The following is a 23,262-nucleotide window of genomic DNA, read 5'->3' on the forward strand; positions in this document are numbered from 1 at the left end:
GACGCTGCACCTTCGCAGGTGCAGCACTCTTGGCCCATGGGCCCACCGATCCAGATCTCGCAGAATCCCGACATTCGCTATCTCGGGCGGATCCTCGGCGACGTCATTCGCGCCTATGGCGGCGAAAAGCTGTTCCGGCAGACCGAATATATCCGATCATCGAGCGTCGACCGGCATCGCGGCATCGCGGGCGCCGAGACGATCGATCCGGGGCTGGAGGCGCTGAGCCTTGACGATACCATCGCCTTCGTGCGCGGTTTCATGCTGTTTTCGATGCTCGCCAATCTGGCCGAAGACCGGCAGGGCGTCGCCGCCGAGCCCGAGGCGACGGTGGCCGCAGCGCTGGCGCGGCTGAAGCAGGACGGCATCGATGGCGATGCGGTCGCGGCGCTGCTCGACGCGGCGCTCGTCGCGCCGGTGCTGACCGCGCACCCGACCGAGGTGCGCCGCAAGTCGATGCTCGACCACAAGAACCGCATCGCCGAGCTCATGCGGCTGCGCGATGCCGGCGTCGAGGAAACCGCCGAGGGCGATGTCGTCGAGGAGGCGATCCGCCGCCAGATCGTGCTGCTGTGGCAGACGCGGCCGCTGCGCACCGAAAAATTGTTCGTCGCCGACGAGATCGACAATGCGCTGACCTATTTGCGCGACGTGTTCGTGCCCGTGATCCCCAAGCTTTATGCGCGCTGGGAACAGGAGCTGGGCGCGCGCCCGGCGAGTTTCCTGCGGGTCGGGAGCTGGATCGGCGGCGACCGCGACGGCAATCCCTTCGTCACCGCCGAGACGCTGCATATGGCGACGAGCCGCAACGCCGCCGCAGTGCTCGGCCATTACATCGACGCGGTGCACGCACTCGGCGCCGAACTGTCGGTGTCGTCGTCGCTCGCGACGGTCCCCGAAGCGGTCGAGGCGCTGGCTGCGGCGAGCGGCGATACCGCGCCGAGCCGCAGCGACGAACCCTATCGCCGCGCGCTGTCGGGCATTTATGCCCGGCTGTGCGCAACCTATGCCGGCATCGTCGGGCGCGCGCCGCCGCGGCCGTCGGCACTGGCCGGCGACGCCTATGCCGCCCCCGCCGATTTCCGCCGCGACCTCGTCACCATTGCCGCCGGCCTGTCGGCGAGCGGCGAGGGCCAGCTCGGCGGCATCGGCGCGCTCGGGCGGCTGATCCGCGCGGTCGAGGTCTTCGGCTTCCACCTCGCGACGCTCGACATGCGGCAGAACAGCGCGGTGCACGAACGCGTTCTCGCCGAGTTGCTCGCGGTCGCGGGGGTCGAAGGCGATTATCTCGGCCTGGGCGAAGAGGCGCGCGTCGACCTGCTGCGCCGCGAACTGGCGACCAACCGCCCGCTCGCCGCGCCGTGGCACAAATGGAGCGAGGAAACCGCTGGCGAACTCGCGATCGTCCACGCCGCCGCCGCGATCCGCGCCAAGCTGGGCGCCGAGGCGATCGTCCAGTGGATCATCAGCAAGGCCGAAAGCCTGTCCGACCTGCTCGAGGTCCATGTCCTCGCCCGTGAAGCCGGACTATGGTCGGCCGAGGCGCAGGACAATCTGATGGTCGTGCCGCTGTTCGAAACCATCGCCGACCTCGACGACGCGCCGGGGATCATGGCCGCCTATTTCGCGCTGCCCGAGATTGCGCCGCATGTCGTCGCGCGCGGACATCAGGAAGTGATGATCGGCTATTCGGATTCGAACAAGGATGGCGGCTATCTGACCTCGACCTGGGGGCTCTACCAGGCATCGGAAGCGTTGACCCCGGTGTTCGAGGCCGCCGATACCGCGATGCAGCTTTTCCATGGTCGCGGCGGTGCGGTCGGGCGCGGCGGCGGCAGTGCCTTCGCCGCGATTCGCGCGCAGCCCGCGGGGACGGTGCAGGGCCGCATTCGCATCACCGAACAGGGCGAAGTGATCGCGGCCAAATATGGCACTGCCGACAGCGCCGCGACCAATCTGGAGGCGATGGTATCGGCAAGCCTGCTCGCCAGCCTCGAGCCCGAGGCGATGAGCGCGGACGACGCCGGGCGCTTTGCGGGCGCAATGACCGCGCTGTCGAACAACGCCTTTGCCGCCTATCGCGGGCTCGTTTACGACACGCCCGCCTTCAAGGACTTCTTCCGTGCAATGACGCCGATCGCCGAGATCGCGACGCTGAAGATCGGATCGCGGCCGTCGAGCCGCACCAAATCGACCGCGATCGAGGATCTGCGCGCGATTCCCTGGGTGTTCAGCTGGGCGCAGGCGCGCACCATGCTGCCCGGCTGGTACGGCACCGGTGAAGCCTTTGCGGCGTTCGCGGACCAGGCGCTGCTCGCCGATATGGCGCAAAGCTGGCCCTTCTTTGGCGCGCTGCTGGGCAATATGGAAATGGTGCTGGCGAAATCGGACATCGGCATCGCCGCGCGCTATGCCGAACTGGCCGGGCATGTGGGCGGGCATACGGCGATCTTTTCGCGCATCCGCGACGGCTGGCACCGCGCCCACGACGGGCTTTTGACGATCACCGGCCAGTCGCGGCTGCTCGAGAATAATCCGGCGCTCGAGGCATCGATCCGCCTGCGCCTCCCCTATATCGAGCCGCTCAACCTGCTGCAGATCGAATTGATGAAGCGCCACCGCGCAGGCGAAACCGACCCCCGCATCGCCGAGGGCATTCAGTTGACCATCAACGCGATCGCAACCGCGCTGCGCAACAGCGGGTAGGCTAGCGGATTCGTCATCCCCGCGAAGGCCGGGATCTCAACTTCGCGTCATTTCGCGCCGTCGAGACCCCGGCCTTCGCCGGGGTGACGATTAAAGGAAAGCCGCGATTGAAACAGGATTCCGCTCAGCTCTTGACGATTCGCACCTCGCCCTTGCTCGTCTCGCCCGCGGGTTCGAAGCTGATCGTGAAATCGGCGCCGTCCTTGTCGGTCCCGCGCAGCGTGTCGCCGGCGCGCTGGACCTGGATATTCTTCTTCGCAAATTCGCCGGCCATCCAGTCGGCCGCCTTGGCTGGCGCGGCCGGCGAGGTGAAGCCGAGGTGCACCGTCGCCTTGTCGGCGCCGCCCTTGTCGCTCGCATTGACATCGATGCTTGCGATCTTGCTGCCCGGATAGAGCTTCACCCCGTCGATGTCGAAATCGCTGTCGACGTCGATATTGGCGAAATCGGGGAGCTTGAAGCTCATCGAGCCGTGATCGCCGTCGATGCTGACCTTGCCGCCATCCTTGCCGGCGGTGATCCGGACATTGCCGCCGTCGCCATCGGCATTCACCGTGACCTCGGCCTTATCGCTCTTGTCTTCGGCGTGCCCGCAGGCGCCGAGCAACAGCATCGGGGGAATCAGGAAGGCGAAACGCATGGACTGTCTCCTTGGTGCACTATTTGAATAATACACCTGCGCGCGCGGCGAGTCAATTTCCTGTCGGCTCGCCATGACCAGGTTACGGTTCCACAGGGATACTCCCCGGATCAAGTCCGGGGTGGCCAGCGAGAAGCGACCTAAGCGTCGATGCTGGTCTTGAGGTCGCCATGGACGAGACCGCCGTCGACCGCGATCGTTTCGCCGACGACATAATCGCCCGCCTTCGATGCGAGAAAGATCGCTGCGCCGGCCATATCCTCGGGCACGCCGATGCGCTTGGTCGGGATACTCTTGGCAACCGCGTCGCCATGGTCGCGCGCCGCCTTGTTCATGTCCGACTGGAAGGCGCCGGGTGCGATTGCGGTGACGAGGATATTGTCCTGCACCAGCCGCGCCGCCATCCGCTTGGTCAGATAGAGGATCGCCGCCTTCGACGCGTGATAGCTGTAGGTTTCCCACGGGTTGAGGCGCATGCCGTCGATCGATCCGATGTTGATGACCTTTGCCGGCTGTGCGGGCGTGCCCGCCGCCTTCAGCAGATTGTGCAGCGCCTGGGTCAGGAAGAAGGGCGATTTGACGTTGATGTCCATCACCTTGTCCCAGCCGGCTTCGGGGAAATTCTCGAAGGGTTCGCCCCAGGCGGCGCCCGCATTGTTGACGAGGATGTCGAGCTTTTCCTCGCGTGCTTCGAGTTCCTTGGCGAGCGCGCGGCAGCCTTCGACGGTCGAAAGATCGACGGGCAGGCCGATGACCTTGCCCGGATAGCGCGTTTCGAAATCGGCGACGGCTTCCTCGATCTGCGCGGTCTTGCGCGCCGAGATATAAACGCGCGCGCAGCCGGCGGCGAGATAGCCTTCGACGATCATCTTGCCGATGCCGCGCGAACCGCCGGTGACGAGCGCGATGCGGCCGTTGAGGCCGAACATATCATTGAGGTTCATGGTTTTTCTCCGATCATCCCCCTCCCGCAAGCGGGAGGGGCTAGGGGTGGGCCAGCGACGGTGCGGTTACCCACCCCGCTGCGACTAGCGAGCAGGCTCGCAAGTCTCGCTGCCCCTCCCGCGCGCGGGAGGGGGTTTGGGTCGTCTCAGTATCCGTTCATCCGGGCGACCTGGTCGATATGGTAATGCACATCGCCCATGAATTCGGCGAGCGCGCGGTCGCGTTTCATATAGAGGCCGATGTCATATTCGTCGGTCATGCCGATGCCGCCGTGCATCTGGACGCCTTCGCGCACCGCGAGGTTGGCGGCGCGGCCCGCCTTGGCCTTGGCGACCGAAACCATCAGCTTCGCGCCCTCGCTGCCTTCGTCCAAAAGCTGCTGCGCCTTCATCACCGTGGCGCGCGCGACTTCCATCTCGCCATAGAGGTGCGCGGCGCGGTGCTGGAGCGCCTGAAACTCGCCGATCAGCTTGCCGAACTGCTTGCGTTCCTTGAGGTAATTGACGGTCATATCCATTGCGCCCTGCCCGACGCCGACCATCTCGGCGGCTGCGCCGGTGCGGGTGGCGGCCAGCAGCGCGTCGAGGATGTCGCCGCCGGCATCGACTTCGCCGATCACTGCGTCGGCATCGACCTCGACGCCGTCGAGGGTGACATGGCTTGCAAGCGAGGAGTCGACGAGGCGGCGCGGATCAGCGGTCAGCCCCTTTGCATCCTTCGGCACCGCGAACAGGGTGATACCGCCGTCGGTTTTCGCCGCGACGATGCTCATGTCGGCGACATGGCCGTGGAGGACGAAGCTTTTCTTGCCGTCCAATCGAAAGCCGTTTCCGGCGCGTGTCGCGGTGGTGGCGATGCGGTCGGGGCGGTGCTTGGCACCCTCGTCGATCGCGAGTGCGACGATCGCCTCGCCGCTGGCGATGGCGGGGAGCCAGCGGCCCGCCTGCGTGCCGCCCGCCTTCGCCAGCGCGGCGACCGCGCCGACGCTGGTCGCGAGGAAGGGCGACGGGGTCAGGTTGCGGCCGATTTCCTCGAGCACGATGCCCGCTTCCATATGCCCCATGCCGAGCCCGCCATGCGCCTCCGGCACCAGCATGCCGGGCAGGCCCATTTCGGTGAACTGCGCCCACAGGTCGCGCGAGAAGCCGGTGGCGTCGGCCTCGTCGCGCAGCTTGCGGAGGTGCGAGACGGGGGCCTGTTCGGCCACGAAGGGCGCGACGCTGTCCTTGAGCATCGCCTGATCGTCATTGTGATAGAGCGGCATGTCTTTTCTCTCCAATTCCCCTCCCGCTTGCGGGAGGGGTTAGGGGTGGGCCAGCGACGTCGCATCTGCCCACCCCGCTGCGGCTAGCGAACAAGTTCGCAAGCCTCGCTGCCCCTCCCGCGAGCGGGAGGGGAGAGGTGTTACGCCCCCGGCAAATCGAGGATACGCTTGGCGATGACGTTGAGCATCACTTCGCTCGTGCCGCCTTCGATCGAATTGGCCTTGGTGCGCAGCCACGCGCGCGGGCGGGCGCCGCCCTTCGTTTCGGGGCTGTCCCATTCGAGCGCTTCGCTGCCACCGCCCGACATGACGAGTTCGTGGCGGCGCTTGTTGAGCTCGGTCCCGACATATTTCATCATATTCGACGAGGCGGGGTGCGCGCGGCCGGTCTTCCACATGTCCATGAAGCGTTCGCCCATCGCGCGATAGGCAAAGACATCGACGTCGAACGCCGCCATTTCGGCGCGCAGGATCGGATCGTCGAGTTCGCCATGGTCGTTCTTGCCGATCGCCTTGGCAAAGGCGCCGCCGATGCTGACCATGTCGCCGCCGGCACCGCCGCCCGAGATCATCTCGCGTTCGTGGCCGAGGAGATATTTGGCGACGTCCCAGCCGCGGTTGATCTCGCCGACGAACTGCGTCTTGGGCACTTCGACATCGTCGAAGAAGGTTTCGCAGAAGGGCGAATTGCCCGAAATCAGCAGGATCGGCTTGGTCGTGACGCCCTTGCTTTCCATGTCGAAGAGCATGAAGGTGATGCCCTGATATTTGTTCGCCTTGTCGGTGCGGACGAGGCAGAAGATCCAGTCGGCCTTGTCGGCATAGCTGGTCCAGATCTTCGATCCGTTGACGACCCAGTGATCGCCCTTGTCCTCGCCGAAGGTCTGCAAGGAGACGAGGTCGCTGCCCGAGCCGGGTTCCGAATAGCCCTGACACCAGCGGATTTCACCGCGCGCGATCTGGTTCAGATAATGGACCTTCTGCTCTTCGGTCCCGAATTTGAGCAGCGCGGGGCCGAGCATCCAGATACCGAAGCTGTCGAGCGGCGAGCGCGCGTTGATGCGCTTCATTTCCTGTTTCAGGATCTTGGTCTGTTCGGGGGTCAGCCCGGCGCCGCCATATTCCTTCGGCCAGTCGGGAACGGTGTAGCCCTTTGCGGCGCAGGCTTCGAGCCACTGTTTCTGGGCGTCATTCTTGAAGACCCATTTGCGCCCGCCCCAGCATACATCGCCTTCGTCGCGGACGGGTTCGCGCATTTCGGGGGGACAATTGGCTTCCAGCCAGGCGCGCACTTCGGCGCGAAAAGCGTCCTGATCGCTCATCTTTCGGGCTCCTCTTCTGGCGCGCAAACTAAGGGGAGTCGCCCGGTTTACGCAAGCGTCAACTTGGCTGCGCCGCGCTGCCGTTACGGCGCCGTAGCGTCCGATTGCGGGCCGTTGACGCGCCCTCCCACGCGCCTAAGCTAAGTGGCAAAAGAAAACGGGAGAGCAGGAAATGCGATTCGCAGGCAAGGTCGCCGTCGTCACCGGCGCAGCATCGGGCATCGGCAAGGCGGCCGTTCTGAAACTCGCGGGCGAAGGCGCCCATGTTTTCGCCGCCGACATCGACGAGGCGGGCGGTCAGGCGCTTGCCGCGGCGTCGAACGGCCGGATCGAATTCATCCGGTGCGACGTCACCGTCGCGTCGGACATCGAAGCGCTGATGGACGAAGCTGCGAAGCGCGGCGGCGGCATCGACATCGTGTTCAACAATGCCGCCGCAGGCGGCGACCGCGCCCCGATCGACGAAATCACGCCCGACGGATGGGACTGGACGATGAACCTCGTCCTCAAATCGGTCGCGATGGGCATCCGCTATGCCGCGCCTCATATGAAGGGCCGCAAAGGCGCAGCGATCGTCAACACTGCGAGCGTCGCGGCGCTCGGCGCCGGCTATTCGCCGACCGCCTATGCCGTCGCCAAGGCGGGCGTGCTGCATCTGACCAAGGTCGCGGCGACCGATCTTGCCCAATATGGCATCCGCGTGAACGCGATCTGCCCCGGCTTCATCAACACCAATATCTTCACCACCTCGCTCGAGGTGCCCGACGAAAGCAAGGATGCGGCCAAGGCGGTGATCGCCGAAATGAGCGCGCATGCGCAGCCGGTCGCGCGCGGCGGCCAGCCCGAAGATATCGCGAACGCCGTCGCCTATCTGGCGAGCGAGGAGGCGAGCTTCATGACCGGCACGCATATGCTGGTCGATGGCGGCCTGACGATCGGCCAGCGCCACGCCTGGGACCCCGAAGCGCCCGGCCTGTTCGACGCCCTGATAGCCATGGAGGATGCGGCCAAGGCCGGAGCCGCCGCGTGACCGCCGAGACCCCGGCGCAGGCGCGCCTGCCGCTCGGGCTCAAATTATTCCACGGCCTCGGCAGCGTTGCCTATGGGGTCAAGGACAACGGCTTTTCGACCTTCCTGCTGATCTTCTACAGCCAGGTGGTCGGGCTCGATGCGAGCCTTGTTTCGCTGGCGCTGATGTTCGCGCTGCTCGCCGATGCCTTCGTCGATCCGCTCATCGGCTATTTTTCGGACCGCACCTACACGCGCTGGGGCCGCCGCCATCCGTGGCTCTATCTCGCGCCGCTGCCGCTCGGGCTCGCATGGATGCTGCTGTGGTCGCCGCCCGACGATCATACGCATATCTTTGCCTATCTGGTGGTCGTCGCGGTACTGGTGCGCACGCTGGTATCGTGCTGCGAAGTGCCGTCGCAATCGCTCGTCGCCGAACTGACAAGCGATTATGACGAGCGCACCGCGCTGGTTCGCTTCCGCTTCCTCTTCGCCTGGGGCGGCGGGCTGCTCGTCTTCTTCCTCGCCAACACCGTCTTCCTGCGCCCCGACGCGACGCACAAGTTCGGGCAGCTCAATCCTGCGGGCTACTGGCTATACGGCCTGTGCGGGGCGATCATCATGGCGGTGACGGTTTTGATCTCCGCGCTCGGCCAGCATCGGCGCATAGCGCATCTGCCAGCGACGAAGCCCGAACCCGGAACGCCCCGGCGCGCCTTTGCCGAGATTTGGGAATCGCTGCGCCACCCGGCGGCGCTGATCCTGCTCGGCGCCTCGCTGATCGCGATTTCGAGCACGCAGATGACCTTCACCATCTCGAACTTCCTTTATCTCTATGTCTGGCGCTTTTCCGATGGCGCCTTCGCGGCGCTGCCGTGGTTGCTGATGGTCAGCGTCCTGCTGTCCTTCGTGTTTGTGCAGCCGCTCCACCACCGGTTCGGCAAGAAGCGCGTCGCGGTGGTCTGCGGGATCATCAGCACGATGTTCTGGGTGGCGCCGTTCGGCCTGTTCCTTTCGGGCCATTGGCCGGGAACCGGCTCCGCCTTCTCCAGCAATCTGCTGATGGGCTTCATCCTCGTTTCCAACGTCAATGCGGTGATGGTGATGATCTCAGCGCAGTCGATGCTCGCCGACGTCGTCGAGGCATCGCAGGTCGAAACCGGACGCCGCACCGAAGGCGTGTTCGCCGCCGGCTGGATGTTCGTCCAGAAATGCGCCACCGCCGTAGGGATCGGCCTCACCGGCCTGCTGATCAGCCTGTCGGGCCTGCCGGCGAAAGCCGTTCCCGGCGAGGTTGCGCCGCAAGTGGTCGACCGGCTGGTCGTCAGCTACAGCCTGATCGTGATCGTCGCGACGATCCTGTCGACGTGGATATTCGCGCGCTTCCCGATCAACCGCGCCGACCATGAAGCCCGCGTCGCCGCGCTCTCCGCATCCGAAACGATCGCGCTGCAATGAGCGCCAATATTCTCCCCGGCGCGCTGCCGACGCGGATCAAGGTGGCGCATGGCGTGGGTGCCGTAACACTCGGAATCAAGGAGTCGGGGCTCACCACCTTCTTCATGATCTATTACAATCAGGTGCTCGGTTTCGATCCGCGCGTCGTGTCGCTCGTGTTGATCGGCGCGATGCTTGTCGATGCGATCGTCGATCCGATGATCGGCCGGCTGTCGGATGCGACGCGAACCCGGCTTGGGCGGAGGCTGCCCTGGCTTTACGGCGCCGCTCTGCCGATGGCGATCGTGTGGACGCTGCTGTGGGTGTCGCCCGATATCGCAAAACATTCGACGTTGGGCCTGTTCCTCAATGTCGTGGCCGTGCGCATATTGGTGTCGGCGTGCGAAATTCCCTCGATCTCGCTCGTCGCCGAACTGACCCGCGATTATGACGAGCGCACCGCGCTGATGCGCTATCGCTTTCTGTTCGGCTGGCTGGGCGGCCTGCTTGCCGTCGCGCTTGCCTATAATGTCTTTCTGGTCTCCGACGATCCCGCGCGCAGCGGCTTGCTCGAGACATCCGGCTATACCGCCTACGGTCTGTTCGGCGCCGCCATGATCTTGCTGACGACGCTGGCGTCGGCATTCGGTCAGCAACGCCGCATCCTGTCGCTGCCGCCTCCGCCGCGCAGGCCGCACGGCCATTCGATGCTCGCCGACATCCTGCTTGCCTTTCGCAACCCGGCGTTTCTTGCGCTGGCGTCCGGCGCGCTGTTCGTCACGGGCGCCTATGCGACGACGATCGCGTCGACCAATTATATGATGCTCTATGTCTGGCAACTCAGCGACGCACAGCTGCGTTTCTATCCTGTCGGGCTCGCCATCGCGGTCTTCGGCGCTTTCGCGGCGGTCGGCCATGCGCACCGCCGCTTTGGCAAGCGCGACAGCGCGATCGGTGCCGCGCTCGCGAGTGGCGCAATCGCCTTCCTGCCCTATGCCGCGCGCAATCTGGGCTGGTGGCCCGATCTTGGCGGATGGTCTTCCATGATGCTTCTGCTGTCGTTGCAGACCCTGTCGCTGTTCGGGTTGGTGGTGGCAACCATTTCCACCTCGTCGATGGTTGCGGAAATCGTCGAAGCGCATGAGGTCGATCATGGCACGCGGATCGAGGGTGTCTTCTTCGCCGGCTATCTGATGGTCCAGAAATTCGGGCAGGCGCTCGGCATCTTTCTCGTCGGCCAGCTTGTCGCCTTTGCAGGGTTGAGTGATCAAGTGCGGCCCGAGGACTGGCCAGCCAGCACTGCCGCGGCAATGGCGTGGATTTTCGCCGGATTGATGATTTTGATTTCGGTCATGGCGACCATTGGCCTGCGGCGGTATCCGATCGACCGGGCCAGCCACGAGGCACGGCTCGCCGCCCTCGCCTCGACGGGCGGCGCAGCGGCCGATAGCCAAGGGCCGCGGCCGTAACGGAAGATTGCGCGGGCAGCGATGCCGGGGCAATTTTCTGCGCCGCGGGTCTTGGCAAAGGGGGGCGAATCGGTCCAAAGGCTTACGTGAACGTAAAGGGAAAGGATGCAGCGATGGATTTCGACTTCACCGACCGGCAGGTGCACTGGCGCGACCGGGTGCGCGAGTTCATCGACCGCAAGATCCGCCCCGCCGTTGCGACCTACAAACAGCAGGATGCGAGCGGCGACCGCTGGAAAGTCATCCAGGTGGTCGAGGATCTGAAGGCCGAGGCGAAGGCCGCTGGCATCTGGAACCTGTTCATGCCGCCGCGCAGCAGTGCGCACCACCATGTCGACGAGACGTTCGAATTCGAAGGCCCGGGGCTCACCAACCTCGAATATGCGCTGTGCGCCGAGGAAATGGGCCGCGTCGGCTTCGCGAGCGAGGTATTCAACTGCTCGGCGCCCGACACGGGCAATATGGAAGTCTTCCACCGCTATGGCACCCGCGCGCAGAAGGACAGATGGCTCGCCCCACTGATGAATGGCGAGATTCGGTCGGCCTTCCTGATGACCGAACCCGCGGTCGCCTCGTCCGATGCGACGAACATCGAAACGCGGATCGAACGCGACGGCGACGACTATGTCATCAACGGCGTCAAATGGTGGTCGTCGGGCGCGGGCGATCCGCGCTGCAAGGTCGCGATCGTCATGGGCAAGACCGACTTCGGCGCCAAGCGCCACGCGCAGCAGTCGATGCTGGCGGTCCCGATGGACGCGCCGGGCATCAACATCCTGCGCCACCTGCCCGTCTTCGGCTATGACGATGCGCCGCACGGTCATATGGAAATCGAGCTCAAGGACGTTCGCGTCAAGGCCGAGGATGCGATGCTGCTCGGCGAAGGCCGCGGCTTCGAGATTGCGCAGGGCCGCCTCGGGCCCGGGCGTATCCACCATTGCATGCGCACGATCGGCGTCGCCGAAGAAGCGCTCGAACGGATGTGCAAGCGGCTCCAGTCGCGCGTCGCCTTCGGCAAGACCGTGGCCGAGCACAGCATCTGGGAACAGCGCATCGCGCGGGCGCGCATCGACATCGAAATGACGCGCCTCCTGTGCCTGAAGGCCGCCGACATGATGGACAAGGTCGGCAACAAGTCGGCCGCGGCCGAGATCGCGATGATCAAGGTGCAGGCGCCGAACATGGCGCTGCAGATCATCGACGATGCGATCCAGGCGCATGGCGGCGGCGGCGTCAGCGAAGATTTCGGCCTCGCCAAAATGTACGCCGGCCAGCGCACGCTGCGCATCGCCGACGGTCCCGACGAAGTCCACGCCCGCGCCATCGCGCGCATCGAACTGGCGAAACATTCGCCCGCCGCGCAGGATGATCGTTTCTCGTCGGGCGACATCGGCGTTACGCGTTAAACCGTCCTACGTCCGTTCGTGTCGCGCGAAGTCGAGACACGAACGGCCACAACCGGTTCTCGAGGTCGCTCGAACCGAACGGAGAAGATACATTGACCAAAGCCGCCGTCCTGATCGAACCCGGCAAGCCCCTCGTCATCGAGGAGGTTGTCGTCGACAAGCCCGGCCCGCACGAGGTGCGCATCCGCACCGCCGCCTGCGGGCTTTGTCATTCGGACCTGCATTTCATCGACGGCGCCTATCCGCACCCCCTGCCCGCCATCCCCGGCCATGAAGCCGCCGGGATCGTCGAGGCGGTGGGCAGCGAAGTCCGCACGGTGAAGCCGGGCGACGCGGTCGTCACCTGCCTCAGCGCCTTTTGCGGCCATTGCGAGTTCTGCGTTACCGGCCGCATGTCGCTGTGCCTTGGCGGCGAGACGCGCCGGCCGGTCGGATCGGCGCCGCGCATCACGCGCCCCGACGGATCGCCGGTGAACCAGATGCTCAACCTCAGCGCCTTTTCGGAGGTGATGCTGGTCCACGAACATGCGTGCGTCGCGATCGATCCCGAAATGCCGCTCGACCGCGCGGCGGTGATCGGCTGCGCGGTCACGACCGGCGCCGGCACCATCTTCAACGCGTGCAAGGTGACGCCGGGCGAAACGGTCGCGGTCGTCGGTTGCGGCGGCGTCGGGCTCGCGACGATCAACGCCGCCAAGATCGCAGGCGCCGGACGCATCATCGCCGCCGACCCGGTTCCGGAAAAGCGCGAACTGGCGATGAAGCTGGGCGCGACCGATGTCGTCGATGCGCTCGCCGACGATGCCGCCAAACAGATCGTCGAAATGACCAAGGGCGGCGTCGACCATGCGGTCGAAGCGGTCGGGCGCCCCGCCTCCGCCAGCCTCGCGGTTGCGTCGCTGCGCCGCGGCGGCACCGCGACGATCCTGGGCATGATGCCGCTGTCCGAAAAGGTCGGGCTGGGCGCAATGGACCTGCTTTCGGGCAAGAAGCTGCAGGGCGCGATCATGGGCGGCAACCGCTTCCCGGTCGACATTCCGCGGCTGGTCGATTTCTACCTGCGCGGCCTGCTCGATCTCGACAGCATCGTTGCCGAGACGATCCCGCTCGACCGGGTCAACGAAGGCTTCGACAAGATGCGAAAGGGCGATGCCGCGCGGTCGGTGATCGTGTTCGACCAATGACGGAAACAATCGACGCGCAAAAGGCCTTCAGCGGCACCGTCGCGCCCGAGGGGGCCGACGTCCTCGACGAAGCGAAGCTGACCGCCTGGATGGAAGCCAATGTCGAAGGGTTCGAAGGCCCGCTGACGCAGAGCAAATTTGCCGGCGGCCAGTCGAACCCGACCTACAAGATTTCGGCGCCGTCGGGCAATTATGTGCTGCGGCGCAAACCCTTCGGTCCGCTGCTCCCGTCGGCGCACGCCGTCGACCGCGAATATAAAGTGCAGGCTGGCCTCCATAAGATGGGCTATCCGGTCGCGCGCCAATATGGGCTGTGTACCGATGACAGCGTGGTCGGCAGCTGGTTCTATGTGATGGGGATGGTCGACGGCCATACCATCTGGGATGGATCGATGCCGGGGTCGACCCCCGACAACCGCCGCGCGACCTATTTCGCGATGATCGACGCGCTCGCCGCACTGCACAGTGTCGATGTCGAAGCCGCCGGGCTTTCGGACTTCGGCAAGCCGGGCAATTATTTCGGCCGCCAGGTCGATCGCTGGACCAAGCAGTATCGCCTCTCCGAGACCGAGACGATGGACGAGATGGAACGGCTGATCGAATGGCTGCCCGCGACCTTGCCCGAACAGACGCGCACCAGCGTTGTCCACGGTGACTATCGGATCGACAATATGATCTGGGCCAAGGACCGGCCGCAGGTGCTGGCGGTGCTCGACTGGGAGTTGTCGACGCTTGGCGATCCGCTCGCCGATTTCACCTATGTCGCAATGGCGTGGGTGACCGAAAACGGCGGCCGTTCGGGGGTGATGGACCTCGACCGCGCGGCGCTCGGCATTCCGGAGCTAGACGAGGTGGTCGATCGCTATTGCGCCGCGACAGGGCGCGACAGCGTTCCCGACATGAACTGGTATTTCGCCTATAATTTCTTCCGCCTCGCCGGCATCATGCAGGGGATCAAGAAGCGCGTCATCGACGGCACCGCATCGTCCGCCCATGCCAAGGCGATGTCCGAACGCGTCCTGCCGCTGGCGCAAAAGGCGTGGCACTTCGCGCAGCAGGCCGGCGCATGAGCCTGTTCGACATGACCGGGCAGGTCGCGCTGATCACCGGATCGTCGCGCGGCATCGGCAAGGCGACCGCCGAAGCGATGGCCGAACAGGGCGCCAAGGTGGTCATCTCGAGCCGCAAGCAGGATGCGTGCGATCAGACCGCGGCGGCGATCAACGCGCGCTTTGGCGAAGGGACCGCGATTGCGGTTGCCGCGAACATCTCGTCGAAGGAGGATCTGCAGCATCTCGTCGACGCGACACGCGCCGCCTTCGGCAAGATCACCGCGCTCGTCTGCAACGCGGCGTCGAACCCCTATTATGGTCCCGGCCTTGGAATCAGCGACGACCAGTTCCGCAAGATCATGGACAATAATATCCTGTCCAATCACTGGCTGATTTCGATGGTCGCCCCCGAAATGCTGGAACGCGGCGAAGGATCGATCACGATCATCAGTTCGATCGGCGGGCTCAAGGGATCGCCGATCATCGGGGCCTACGGGATTTCCAAGGCGGCGGACATGCAGGTGGCGCGCAATTTCTCGGTCGAATTCGGCCCCAAGGGCGTCCGCGTCAATTGCATCGCGCCCGGCCTGATCCGCACCGACATGGCGCGCGCGCTGTGGGAAAATGAAGAAAATCTTCGGCGTTCCACCGCGGCGTCGACGCTGAAGCGCATCGGCGAACCGCACGAGATCGCCGGCGCGGCGGTCTTTCTTGCCAGCAAGGCGGGGGCATTCACAACCGGCCAGACCATCGTCTGCGATGGCGGAGCCACGATATCGGGAGGCGCATGATGGGCGCATTGGACGGCAAGATCGCGATCATTACCGGCGCAGGCAGCGGCATCGGCCGGGCAAGCGCGCTGCGCTTCGCCGCCGAAGGCGCGAAACTCGTCATCGGCGACAAGAGCGCGGCGGTGCAGGACACGGCGCAGGCGGTAAAGGACGCGGGCGGCACTGCCGTCGCGCTGGAAATCGATGCCGGGGTCGAGGCTGATGTTGCACGGCTGGTCGCGACCGCACAGGAAAATTACGGCGGGGTCGACATCGCCTTCGCCAACGCCGGGATCATCGGCGACATGGGCGGCATCTTCGACATCTCGCCCGAGGCCTGGGCCGAAACGCTGCGCGTCAATCTGATCGGCCCGGCGCTGATGGTGAAGCATGCGGGCAAGGCGATGGTCGATCAGGGCCGCGGCGGCGCGATCCTGCTGACCGCCAGTGTCGCGGGGATCAATTCGGGCGCCGGCCCGGCCGCCTATTCGGCGTCGAAGGCGGGGGTTATCAACCTCGCCAAGACCGCGGCGCAGCAGATGACGTCGGCCAATGTGCGCGTCAACGCGATCTGCCCCGGCCTCACCGAAACCGGGATGACCAAACCGACCTTCGACTATGCAAAGGAGAAGGGCGTCACCCACAAGATCGGCCAGCTCAACCCGCTGAAGCGCGCTGGCCAGCCCGAGGAGCTCGCCAATGTCGCGCTCTTCCTGCTCAGCGACCAGGCAAGCTACGTCAACGGACAGGCGATTGCGGTTGACGGGGGCCTCACCAGCTCGCACCCGGTGACGCGCCAACTTCTCGGCCAGACATCGCATTGAAGGTGGCTCGTAAATGACAGACTCCGGTATAGGCCGTGTGTCCCCGCGAAGGCGGGGACCCATCTCTGGTCGGTTCGAACTTGCACCATCCGGTGATGGGCACCCGCCTTCGCGGGCGCACACAGCTTGTTCAGTTTGGAATTAATCTCATGACCCACGGATTCGATACCGCGCGACTGGACCGCGTTCCCGCCTTTCTCGACGCCAAATATGTCGGCGCCGGCCGCCTGCCGCATGCGGCGACGCTGGTGTCCCGGCGCGGCGAGATCGCGCATCTGTCGTGCATCGGCGAAGCGCGTCCGGGCGAGGCGCTGAAAGAGGATGCGATCTTCCGCATCGCCAGCATGACCAAGCCGATCACCAGCACCGCCTTCATGATGCTGGTCGAGGAGGGCAAGGTCGCGCTGTCCGACCCGCTGGTCAAATTTTGCCCCGAGTTCAAGGACACCGGCGTCTTCGTTGCGGGCGGCGGCAATGTGCCCTTCCTGACCCGGCCGCCGGTGCGCCCGATCCTGATGGTCGACCTGCTGCGCCATACCGCCGGCCTCACCTACAGCTTTCAGGAGCGCACCCCCGTCGACGCCGCCTATCGCAAGACCAAGATCGATGATTTCGATGCCGATTATACGATGGACAGCTTCATCGCGGGGCTCGCGAAAATTCCGCTGCAGTTCGATCCCGGCGCGCACTGGAATTATTCGATGGCGACCGACGTCCTAGGCGCAGTGATCGAGCGAATCGAGGGCAAGCCCTTTGCCCAAGTGCTGCAAGAGCGCATCTTCGGCCCCCTCGGCATGGTCGATACCGGGTTCAAGGTGCCTGCGGACAAACAGCATCGGCTGACCGACTGCTACGCCTTCGACCCGAAGGACAAGATGAAGGGCTTCGACAGCGGCGACCGTAGCCGCTGGGCAAAGGACCGCAGCTTTCATTCGGGCGGCGGCGGGCTCGTCTCGACGCTCGCCGACTATCACCGTTTCTGCCTGATGCTGCTCGGCGGCGGCAAGCTGGACGGCACGCGGATCATCAGCCGCAAGACGCTCGCCCTGATGACCGCGAACCACCTCGTCGGCGGCGGAGACCTGACGCAGCATAGCGTCGGCATCTTTTCCGAGGACGAAAATGCCGGGGTCGGCTTCGGGCTCGGCTTCGCGGTCACGCTCGACCCGGCGGCGGCGGGCATTCCCGGTTCGGCGGGCGATTTCTATTGGGGCGGCATGTTTTCGACCGGCTTCTTCGTCGATCCGATCGAAGAAATCTGCATGGTGTTCATGACCCAGCTCATGCCCTCGTCCACCTATCCCGTGCGGCGCGAGGTCAAGACGCTCGTCCACGCCGCGATCGACGACTGAAATGATGTATATGTTCGAATGAAAATGCCTGTGTCCCCGCGAAGGCGGGGACACATCTCCTGACGGTGCCAGATCGTGCCGTCCGGTGATGGACCCCCGCCTTCGCAGGGGCACAAGGCTTTGCTGACAGGCTTTAGATTGAGAGGAGCTTTCCCATGTCCGAAGAAACCCCCGTTTCCGTCACGATGCAGAAGGATGGCGAGGTCGCCGTCGTCATCGTCAACAACCCCCCGGTCAACGCCCTGTCGTGGCATGTCCGCCAGGGGCTGAAGGATAATTTCGAAGCCGCGCTCGCCGATGACGGCGTCAAGGCGATCGTGCTGCGCTGCGATGGCGCAACCTTCATCGCCGGCGCCGACATCAGCGAATTCGGCAAGCCGCCGCGCGGTCCCGATTTCAACGCCGTACTCAACATGATCGAAGCCGCGACCAAGCCGGTCGTCGCCGCGATCCACGGCACGGCGCTCGGCGGCGGCCTCGAAACCGCGCTCGTCTGTCATTATCGCGTCGCGGTCCCGTCGGCGAAGCTCGGCGTGCCCGAGGTGAAGCTGGGCCTGCTGCCCGGCGCGGGCGGCACGCAGCGCCTGCCGCGCGTCGTCGGGGTCGAAGCCGCCGCGACGATGACCTCGCTCGGCGACCCCGTCCCCGCGCCACGCGCGAAGGAGATGGGCCTTGTCGACGAACTGGCGGGTGAGGACAGCCTTGCCGCCGACGCGATCGCCTTTGCCCGCGCCAAGATCGCCGACGGCCCGCGTCCGACGCGCGAGCGCGCCGTGTTCGGCGACGTCGGCGTCATCGAAAAGCTGAAGACCGCGAACGCGAAGCGCTGGCGCGGGTTCGAGGCGCCTTATGCAAACCTCGCCTGCGTCGAGGCGGCGACGCGCCTGCCCTTCGACGAAGGGCTCGCCTTCGAGCGCCAGGAATTCATGAAGCTGATGATGGGCAGCCAGTCGGCGGCGCAGCGCCACATCTTTTTCGCCGAACGCCAGGCGGCAAAGATCGACGGCCTGCCCAAGGACACGCAGCTGCGCGACATCAAGAAGGTCGGCATCATCGGTGCCGGCACGATGGGCGGCGGCATCATGATGAATTTCCTGCAAAAGGGCTTTCCCTGCACCATCGTCGAGATGCAGCAGGAAGCACTCGACCGCGGTCTGGGCGTGGTGCGCAAGAATTATGACGCCAGCGCCGCGAAGGGCCGCTTCAAGCCCGAACAGGTCGATCAGATGATGGGGCTCATCACCCCCGCGCTCGAACTGGACGCGCTCGCCGACTGCGACCTCATCATCGAGGCGGTCTACGAGAATATGGACGTCAAGAAAGACATCTTCGGCAAGCTCGACAAGATCGCAAAGCCCGGCGCCATTCTGGCGTCGAACACCAGCTACCTCGACGTCAACGAGATTGCGGCGTCGACGAGCCGACCCGGCGACGTGCTCGGCATGCACTTCTTTTCGCCCGCCAATGTGATGAAGCTGCTCGAAGTGGTGCGCGGCGACAAGACCGCGCCCGACGTGCTGGCCACCGCGATGGCGATCGGCAAGAAGATCGGCAAGGTCGCCGTCGTCGCCGGCGTCTGCCACGGCTTCATCGGCAACCGCATGCTCGCACCGCGCCAGATCGAGGCGCAGAAGCTGCTGCTCGAAGGCGCGACCCCGGCGCAGGTCGACAAGGTGCATGTCGATTTCGGCATGCCGATGGGGCCGTTCCAGATGAGCGACCTTGCCGGCGTCGACATCGGCTGGCACCGCGACCCGAACCGCATCGAAAGCATCCGCGACGCGCTGTGCGCCGAAGGCCGCTGGGGCCAGAAAAAGCAGGCGGGCTTCTATGACTATGACGACAAGCGCAATCCGTCGGAAAGCCCGCGCGTTGCCGAGATCATCGAGGAGTTCCGCCAGAAGGCGGGCATTCAGAAGCGCGAGATCAGCGATCAGGAAATCGTCGAACGCACGCTCTATCCGATGGTCAACGAAGGCGCCCTGATCCTCGCCGAAGGCAAGGCGCAGCGCGCGAGCGACATCGATGTGGTGTGGATCTATGGCTATGGCTGGCCGGTCTATCGCGGCGGTCCGATGTTCTGGGCCGGCCTCGAAGGCACCGACAAGATCGCCGCGGCGCTGGAAAAGCACGGCTTTACCGTGGCACCGCTGCTCGCCGAGAAGGCCGCGGCGAAAGCGGGCTTCTAAGCCAGAACGAAACGAAGAAAGGGCCGCCTGTCCCCGCTTGGGTCAGGCGGCCCTTCTTTTGTCAAAATCACGGCGACCGCCCGCAAAAACAGCAGCGATTCAGGGTTAAGATCATGGCGGCATCGGCCGTTAGGGCAGAGCATGAATGCCATGTCCTTCGCCCTCGCCCTGCTCGTCGCCGCGGGCGCACCGACGGCGGCGCAAGCCCCGCCGCCGCAGGCAAGCGCCGTGGGCATCGCCCGCGCGCGCATAGTGGCACCCGCCGAGGTGCGGGGGGTGAATGGCCGGCTGGAAGTGCGCGCCGGCGACAGCAAGGCGCCCACGCAGGTGCATCGCACCAAGCGGCTCGATGGCGGCGAGACGGCGGATTTTTATTGAAATGGTGCCGGGCCGCAGTGGGTCCGGTTATGACCGATTGCGGACGTTCGATCCTCATCATCATCCCGGACTTGATCCGGTATGACGAAGGTATGAAAGTCCCGCTTCGACGTGGTGTACCCCGGCGAAAGCCGGGGCCTAGGGCTTCACGGCACCGACGGCGGCTTTTTGACGCTCTGGGCCCCGGCTTTCGCCGGGGAACACGAGCGGTTAGCGGCAACGGCGACCAACTACCCCAAAACCGTCACGGGCGGCGTTGCGGCTCAATCCTGCAATGTCTTGATGATCGCGGAAAAATCATGTCCGCCTTCATCGGCGGCGACGAACGCTTCATAGAGTTCGCGGGCCTTCGACCCCATCGGGACCTCAGCCTCGACGCTCGCTGCCGCTTCCATCGCGAGGCGGAGATCCTTGAGCATCAGGGCCGCGGCGAACCCGCCCTTGTAATCATTGTCGGCGGGCGTCGTCGGCCCGACGCCCGGGAGCGGCGCGTAGCTGGTGAGCGACCAGCATTGCCCCGACGATATGCTCGCGATGTCGAAGAATTTCTGCGGATCGAGCCCGAGCTTCTGCGCGAGCGCGAGCGTTTCGCACGTCGCGATCATCGACGCGCCGAGCAGCATATTGTTGCAGATCTTCGCGCCCTGCCCCGCACCCGCGTCGCCGGCGTGGATCACCGCCTTGCCCATCTTTGCGAGGATTGGCTCGGCGCGCGCGAAACCTTCGTCGGTACCGCCGACCATGAAGGTCAGCGTGCCCGCATTGGCGGCGGCGATACCGCCCGAAACCGGCGCATCGACCGCGACGAGGCCTTTTTCCGTCGCCGCCTCGATATTCGCGCGCGCGGTCGCGACGTCGATGGTCGAGCAATCGAGCAGCAGAGTGCCGGGCGCGGCGTTGGGGAAGACGTCGGCTTCATAAACGCTCGCGACATGCTTGCCCGCGGGGAGCATGGTGACGACGGCCTCGGCGCCGGTCACCGCCTCGGCCGCCGATGCGGCGCGGGTGCAACCCGCTTCCACCGCCCGCGTCAGCGCCTCTTCGCTGAGGTCGAAGGCGCGGACGTCGTGGCCCGCCTTCGCAAGGTTCGCGGCCATCCCGCCGCCCATATTGCCGAGTCCGATAAAGGCGATTTTCATAACTCTCTCCACAAACCTCAAAGGCTTGTGTGTCCCCGCGAAGGCGGGGATCCATCATCCGGCAGTTTGAAATTGCGCCGTCCGATGATGGGCCCCCGCCTTCGCGGGGGCACACAGCTTTTCACTCAAAAGATGGACCATGTTCGAGACGATCACCGCCCCTTCCACACGCCTTCGCGCTTTTCGATGAAGGCGGCCATGCCTTCGGCCTTGTCCTCGGTCGCGGCGAGGATCTGGAACAGGCGGCGTTCGTAGAGAAGGCCCTGGTCGAGCGTCGTTTCGAACGCCGCGTTGACCATGTCCTTGTTCACCATCGCGGCCATCGGCGGCATGCCTGCGATCAGGCTCGCGGTCTTCACCGCTTCGTCGACCAGCATTTCATGCGCGACTACCCGCGCGACGAGGCCCGAACGCTCGGCTTCGGCGGCATCCATCATCCGGCCGGTGAGGCACATTTCCATCGCCTTCGCCTTGCCGACCGCGCGGGTCAGCCGCTGCGACCCGCCCATGCCGGGGGCGACGCCGAGCTTGATTTCGGGCTGGCCGAATTTCGCCTTTTCGCTGGCGATGATGAAGTCGGCCATCATCGCCAGTTCGCAGCCGCCGCCCAAGGCAAAGCCGTTGACCGCAGCAATCCACGGCTTCCTGACCTTCTTCACGAAGTCGCTCGTCCATTTCGAGAAGAAATCCTCGAGATAGAAATCGGCGGCGGGCTTGTCGGCCATTTCCTTGATGTCGGCACCCGCGGCAAACGCCTTGTCGCCCGATCCGGTGAGGACGGCGCAGCGCTGGCTGTCATCGGCCTCGAACGCCGCGAAGGCAGCGATCAGGTCGTCAAGCACATCGGAGTTCAGGGCATTGAGCGCCTGCGGGCGGTTGAGCGTGACGAGCGTGACGGCGCCGCGCTGTTCGACGAGGAGGGATTCGTAGGTCATTCGGTATCTCCGGATTTTCGTCATGCCGGACTTGATCCGGCATCCATTCCTCCCACCAAGGCAGAATGGACCCCGGATCAAGTCCGGGGTGACGAGTTTATGGTAGCGGGGTCCATTTCTCATTCTCGGGCAGCGGCGCGAAGATCGCGTCGATCCAGTCGTCGGTGACTGCCTCGGGCGTCGGCGGGTCCCATTTCGGGCTGTTGTCCTTGTCGACAATCAGCGCGCGGACGCCCTCGATGAAATCGTGCATCTGCACCACCCGGCTGCCGATCGCATATTCCTGCGTCATCTGCGCGGCAAAGTCGTGCATCTCGCCGCCCTCCTTGAGCTGGCGGAGCGCGACCTTGCAGGTCTGCGGCGATTTGCCGTGGAGCGTCGCCAGTTCCTTTTCGGCCCATTCGCCGCCATCGGCTTCGAGCGCGGCAAGAATCTCCTCATAGCTGTCGCTGGCGAACAGGCGGTTGATCCGGTCGATATGCTGCATGATCGCGGCGGGCGGCGCGGTGACCGACAGCTCGCCCAATATGCCGCCGATGCGGTCGGGGTGCTGCGCGATGCGCGCCTTTGCCTCGGCGAGCTTTTCGGAGGGCAGATAGTGGGTGGCGAGGCCCAGCGCGAGGCATTCGGCCCCGTCGAGCCGCGCGCCGGTCAGCGCGAGATAGACGCCGACGCGCCCTTCCAGCCGTGGCAGATACCAGCCGCCGCCGACGTCGGGGAACAGGCCGATTCCGGTTTCGGGCATCGCGAAGCGCGTATGTTCGGTCGCGACGCGATATTTCGCCGGCTGCGAAATGCCGACGCCGCCGCCCATGGTGATGCCGTCCATGAAGGCGACGACGGGCTTCGCATAGGTGAAGAGCAGATGGTTCAGGCGATATTCGGTGTGGAAGAACTGCCGCGCCTCCGTTCCGTCCTGCGCGCCGCTTTCCGCGAGCATGCGAATGTCGCCGCCGGCGCAAAAGCCGCGGCCCTCGCTATGGTCGATGATCACTGCCTCGACGGCCTCGTCATCGCGCCATTCGAGCAGCGCGTCGATCATCGCCCGGCACATCGGCAGGTTGAGCGCGTGGATCGCCTTCGGACGATTGAGCGACAGGCGGCCGGCATGGCCGTCGATCGAGATGAGGATGTCGTCGGTCATACAAGAGGTCCTTCGAGACGGGCCTTCGCCAGGCTCAGTCCCTCCTCAGGACGAACGGCGGCAAAGGAAACCCGTTTGTGCTGAGGAGCCGCTGAGCC

General features: G+C 65.1%; 19 protein-coding genes. 12 read left to right on the forward strand and 7 right to left on the reverse strand.

Going from position 1 to position 23,262, the window contains the following annotated elements:
• Positions 1-36: 36 nt before the first annotated feature.
• Positions 37-2,706 (forward strand): phosphoenolpyruvate carboxylase, encoded by a 2,670-nt coding sequence (ppc, locus tag EBMC1_RS04575; RefSeq protein WP_003041319.1) that lies wholly within the window; start codon positions 37-39, stop codon positions 2,704-2,706.
• Positions 2,707-2,830: 124 nt separating this feature from the next.
• On the opposite strand, the gene EBMC1_RS04580 is transcribed toward ppc, so the two are convergent.
• The 4 genes from EBMC1_RS04580 to EBMC1_RS04595 form a co-directional block, all read right to left on the reverse strand.
• Complete coding sequence (locus tag EBMC1_RS04580; RefSeq protein ID WP_003041321.1) at positions 2,831-3,346, reverse strand: hypothetical protein; 516 nt, start codon at positions 3,344-3,346, stop codon at positions 2,831-2,833.
• 140 nt (positions 3,347-3,486) lie between these two features.
• Positions 3,487-4,290 carry an SDR family oxidoreductase gene (locus tag EBMC1_RS04585; RefSeq protein WP_003041324.1) on the reverse strand — a complete coding sequence of 268 codons (804 nt, stop codon included), beginning with the start codon at positions 4,288-4,290 and terminating at the stop codon, positions 3,487-3,489.
• A gap of 146 nt (positions 4,291-4,436) precedes the next feature.
• Positions 4,437-5,555 (reverse strand): acyl-CoA dehydrogenase family protein, encoded by a 1,119-nt coding sequence (locus EBMC1_RS04590; RefSeq protein ID WP_003041327.1) that lies wholly within the window; start codon positions 5,553-5,555, stop codon positions 4,437-4,439.
• A 140-nt stretch (positions 5,556-5,695) separates the two neighbouring features.
• Entirely contained in the window at positions 5,696-6,877 is a 1,182-nt protein-coding gene (locus EBMC1_RS04595; protein ID WP_003041330.1) for an acyl-CoA dehydrogenase family protein, read from the reverse strand.
• Positions 6,878-7,049: 172 nt separating this feature from the next.
• Here EBMC1_RS04595 and EBMC1_RS04600 point away from each other — a divergent pair, with 172 nt between their 5' ends.
• From EBMC1_RS04600 to EBMC1_RS04650, 11 genes are all read left to right on the forward strand, one after another.
• Positions 7,050-7,907 (forward strand): SDR family NAD(P)-dependent oxidoreductase, encoded by an 858-nt coding sequence (locus EBMC1_RS04600; protein WP_003041335.1) that lies wholly within the window; start codon positions 7,050-7,052, stop codon positions 7,905-7,907.
• Entirely contained in the window at positions 7,904-9,343 is a 1,440-nt protein-coding gene (locus EBMC1_RS04605) for an MFS transporter (RefSeq protein WP_003041337.1), read from the forward strand. Before EBMC1_RS04600 ends, EBMC1_RS04605 begins: the two co-directional genes overlap by 4 nt.
• Positions 9,340-10,791 (forward strand): MFS transporter, encoded by a 1,452-nt coding sequence (locus EBMC1_RS04610; protein WP_003041341.1) that lies wholly within the window; start codon positions 9,340-9,342, stop codon positions 10,789-10,791. The genes EBMC1_RS04605 and EBMC1_RS04610 overlap by 4 nt, the downstream gene beginning before the upstream one ends.
• Positions 10,792-10,904: 113 nt before the next feature.
• The gene (locus EBMC1_RS04615; RefSeq protein ID WP_003041345.1) at positions 10,905-12,197 is read left to right on the forward strand and encodes an acyl-CoA dehydrogenase family protein; all 1,293 of its coding nucleotides are present in this window, start codon (positions 10,905-10,907) and stop codon (positions 12,195-12,197) included.
• Positions 12,198-12,289: 92 nt separating this feature from the next.
• A complete protein-coding gene (locus EBMC1_RS04620) occupies positions 12,290-13,381 on the forward strand; it encodes a Zn-dependent alcohol dehydrogenase (RefSeq protein ID WP_003041348.1) in 1,092 nt (363 codons plus the stop codon).
• Positions 13,378-14,451, forward strand: coding sequence for a phosphotransferase family protein (locus tag EBMC1_RS04625; RefSeq protein ID WP_003041350.1), 1,074 nt, complete (start codon positions 13,378-13,380; stop codon positions 14,449-14,451). Before EBMC1_RS04620 ends, EBMC1_RS04625 begins: the two co-directional genes overlap by 4 nt.
• Positions 14,448-15,224, forward strand: coding sequence for an SDR family NAD(P)-dependent oxidoreductase (locus EBMC1_RS04630; RefSeq protein WP_003041355.1), 777 nt, complete (start codon positions 14,448-14,450; stop codon positions 15,222-15,224). Before EBMC1_RS04625 ends, EBMC1_RS04630 begins: the two co-directional genes overlap by 4 nt.
• Positions 15,224-16,027, forward strand: coding sequence for an SDR family NAD(P)-dependent oxidoreductase (locus tag EBMC1_RS04635; protein ID WP_003041358.1), 804 nt, complete (start codon positions 15,224-15,226; stop codon positions 16,025-16,027). Before EBMC1_RS04630 ends, EBMC1_RS04635 begins: the two co-directional genes overlap by 1 nt.
• Positions 16,028-16,176: 149 nt before the next feature.
• On the forward strand, positions 16,177-17,379 hold the full coding sequence (locus EBMC1_RS04640) for a serine hydrolase domain-containing protein (protein ID WP_003041361.1): 1,203 nt from the start codon (positions 16,177-16,179) through the stop codon (positions 17,377-17,379).
• Between the two features lie 155 nt (positions 17,380-17,534).
• Complete coding sequence (locus tag EBMC1_RS04645) at positions 17,535-19,568, forward strand: 3-hydroxyacyl-CoA dehydrogenase NAD-binding domain-containing protein (RefSeq protein WP_003041363.1); 2,034 nt, start codon at positions 17,535-17,537, stop codon at positions 19,566-19,568.
• A 150-nt stretch (positions 19,569-19,718) separates the two neighbouring features.
• Positions 19,719-19,946: a hypothetical protein gene (locus EBMC1_RS04650; RefSeq protein WP_231292863.1), complete on the forward strand. Its 228-nt coding sequence runs from the start codon at positions 19,719-19,721 to the stop codon at positions 19,944-19,946.
• A 263-nt stretch (positions 19,947-20,209) separates the two neighbouring features.
• On the opposite strand, the gene mmsB is transcribed toward EBMC1_RS04650, so the two are convergent.
• From mmsB to EBMC1_RS04665, 3 genes are all read right to left on the reverse strand, one after another.
• The gene (mmsB, locus tag EBMC1_RS04655; protein WP_003041371.1) at positions 20,210-21,085 is read right to left on the reverse strand and encodes a 3-hydroxyisobutyrate dehydrogenase; all 876 of its coding nucleotides are present in this window, start codon (positions 21,083-21,085) and stop codon (positions 20,210-20,212) included.
• Positions 21,086-21,237: 152 nt separating this feature from the next.
• Positions 21,238-22,020 carry an enoyl-CoA hydratase-related protein gene (locus tag EBMC1_RS04660; RefSeq protein WP_003041374.1) on the reverse strand — a complete coding sequence of 261 codons (783 nt, stop codon included), beginning with the start codon at positions 22,018-22,020 and terminating at the stop codon, positions 21,238-21,240.
• 97 nt (positions 22,021-22,117) lie between these two features.
• The gene (locus EBMC1_RS04665) at positions 22,118-23,164 is read right to left on the reverse strand and encodes an enoyl-CoA hydratase/isomerase family protein (protein ID WP_003041377.1); all 1,047 of its coding nucleotides are present in this window, start codon (positions 23,162-23,164) and stop codon (positions 22,118-22,120) included.
• Positions 23,165-23,262: the final 98 nt, after the last annotated feature.

Origin of the sequence: Sphingopyxis sp. MC1, assembly GCF_000371385.1 — a bacterium.
GTDB classification, from domain to species: Bacteria; Pseudomonadota; Alphaproteobacteria; order Sphingomonadales; family Sphingomonadaceae; genus Sphingopyxis; species Sphingopyxis terrae.

Bases quoted from the DNA above. Each gene is read 5' to 3' on its own strand.
- ppc (WP_003041319.1), top strand. From the start codon at position 37: ATGGGCCCACCGATCCAGATCTCGCAGAATCCCGACATTCGCTATCTC.
- EBMC1_RS04580 (WP_003041321.1), bottom strand. From the start codon at position 3,346: ATGCGTTTCGCCTTCCTGATTCCCCCGATGCTGTTGCTCGGCGCCTGC.
- EBMC1_RS04585 (WP_003041324.1), bottom strand. From the start codon at position 4,290: ATGAACCTCAATGATATGTTCGGCCTCAACGGCCGCATCGCGCTCGTC.
- EBMC1_RS04590 (WP_003041327.1), bottom strand. From the start codon at position 5,555: ATGCCGCTCTATCACAATGACGATCAGGCGATGCTCAAGGACAGCGTC.
- EBMC1_RS04595 (WP_003041330.1), bottom strand. From the start codon at position 6,877: ATGAGCGATCAGGACGCTTTTCGCGCCGAAGTGCGCGCCTGGCTGGAA.
- EBMC1_RS04600 (WP_003041335.1), top strand. From the start codon at position 7,050: ATGCGATTCGCAGGCAAGGTCGCCGTCGTCACCGGCGCAGCATCGGGC.
- EBMC1_RS04610 (WP_003041341.1), top strand. From the start codon at position 9,340: ATGAGCGCCAATATTCTCCCCGGCGCGCTGCCGACGCGGATCAAGGTG.
- EBMC1_RS04615 (WP_003041345.1), top strand. From the start codon at position 10,905: ATGGATTTCGACTTCACCGACCGGCAGGTGCACTGGCGCGACCGGGTG.
- EBMC1_RS04625 (WP_003041350.1), top strand. From the start codon at position 13,378: ATGACGGAAACAATCGACGCGCAAAAGGCCTTCAGCGGCACCGTCGCG.
- EBMC1_RS04630 (WP_003041355.1), top strand. From the start codon at position 14,448: ATGAGCCTGTTCGACATGACCGGGCAGGTCGCGCTGATCACCGGATCG.
- EBMC1_RS04635 (WP_003041358.1), top strand. From the start codon at position 15,224: ATGGGCGCATTGGACGGCAAGATCGCGATCATTACCGGCGCAGGCAGC.
- EBMC1_RS04640 (WP_003041361.1), top strand. From the start codon at position 16,177: ATGACCCACGGATTCGATACCGCGCGACTGGACCGCGTTCCCGCCTTT.
- EBMC1_RS04645 (WP_003041363.1), top strand. From the start codon at position 17,535: ATGTCCGAAGAAACCCCCGTTTCCGTCACGATGCAGAAGGATGGCGAG.
- EBMC1_RS04650 (WP_231292863.1), top strand. From the start codon at position 19,719: ATGTCCTTCGCCCTCGCCCTGCTCGTCGCCGCGGGCGCACCGACGGCG.
- mmsB (WP_003041371.1), bottom strand. From the start codon at position 21,085: ATGAAAATCGCCTTTATCGGACTCGGCAATATGGGCGGCGGGATGGCC.
- EBMC1_RS04660 (WP_003041374.1), bottom strand. From the start codon at position 22,020: ATGACCTACGAATCCCTCCTCGTCGAACAGCGCGGCGCCGTCACGCTC.
- EBMC1_RS04665 (WP_003041377.1), bottom strand. From the start codon at position 23,164: ATGACCGACGACATCCTCATCTCGATCGACGGCCATGCCGGCCGCCTG.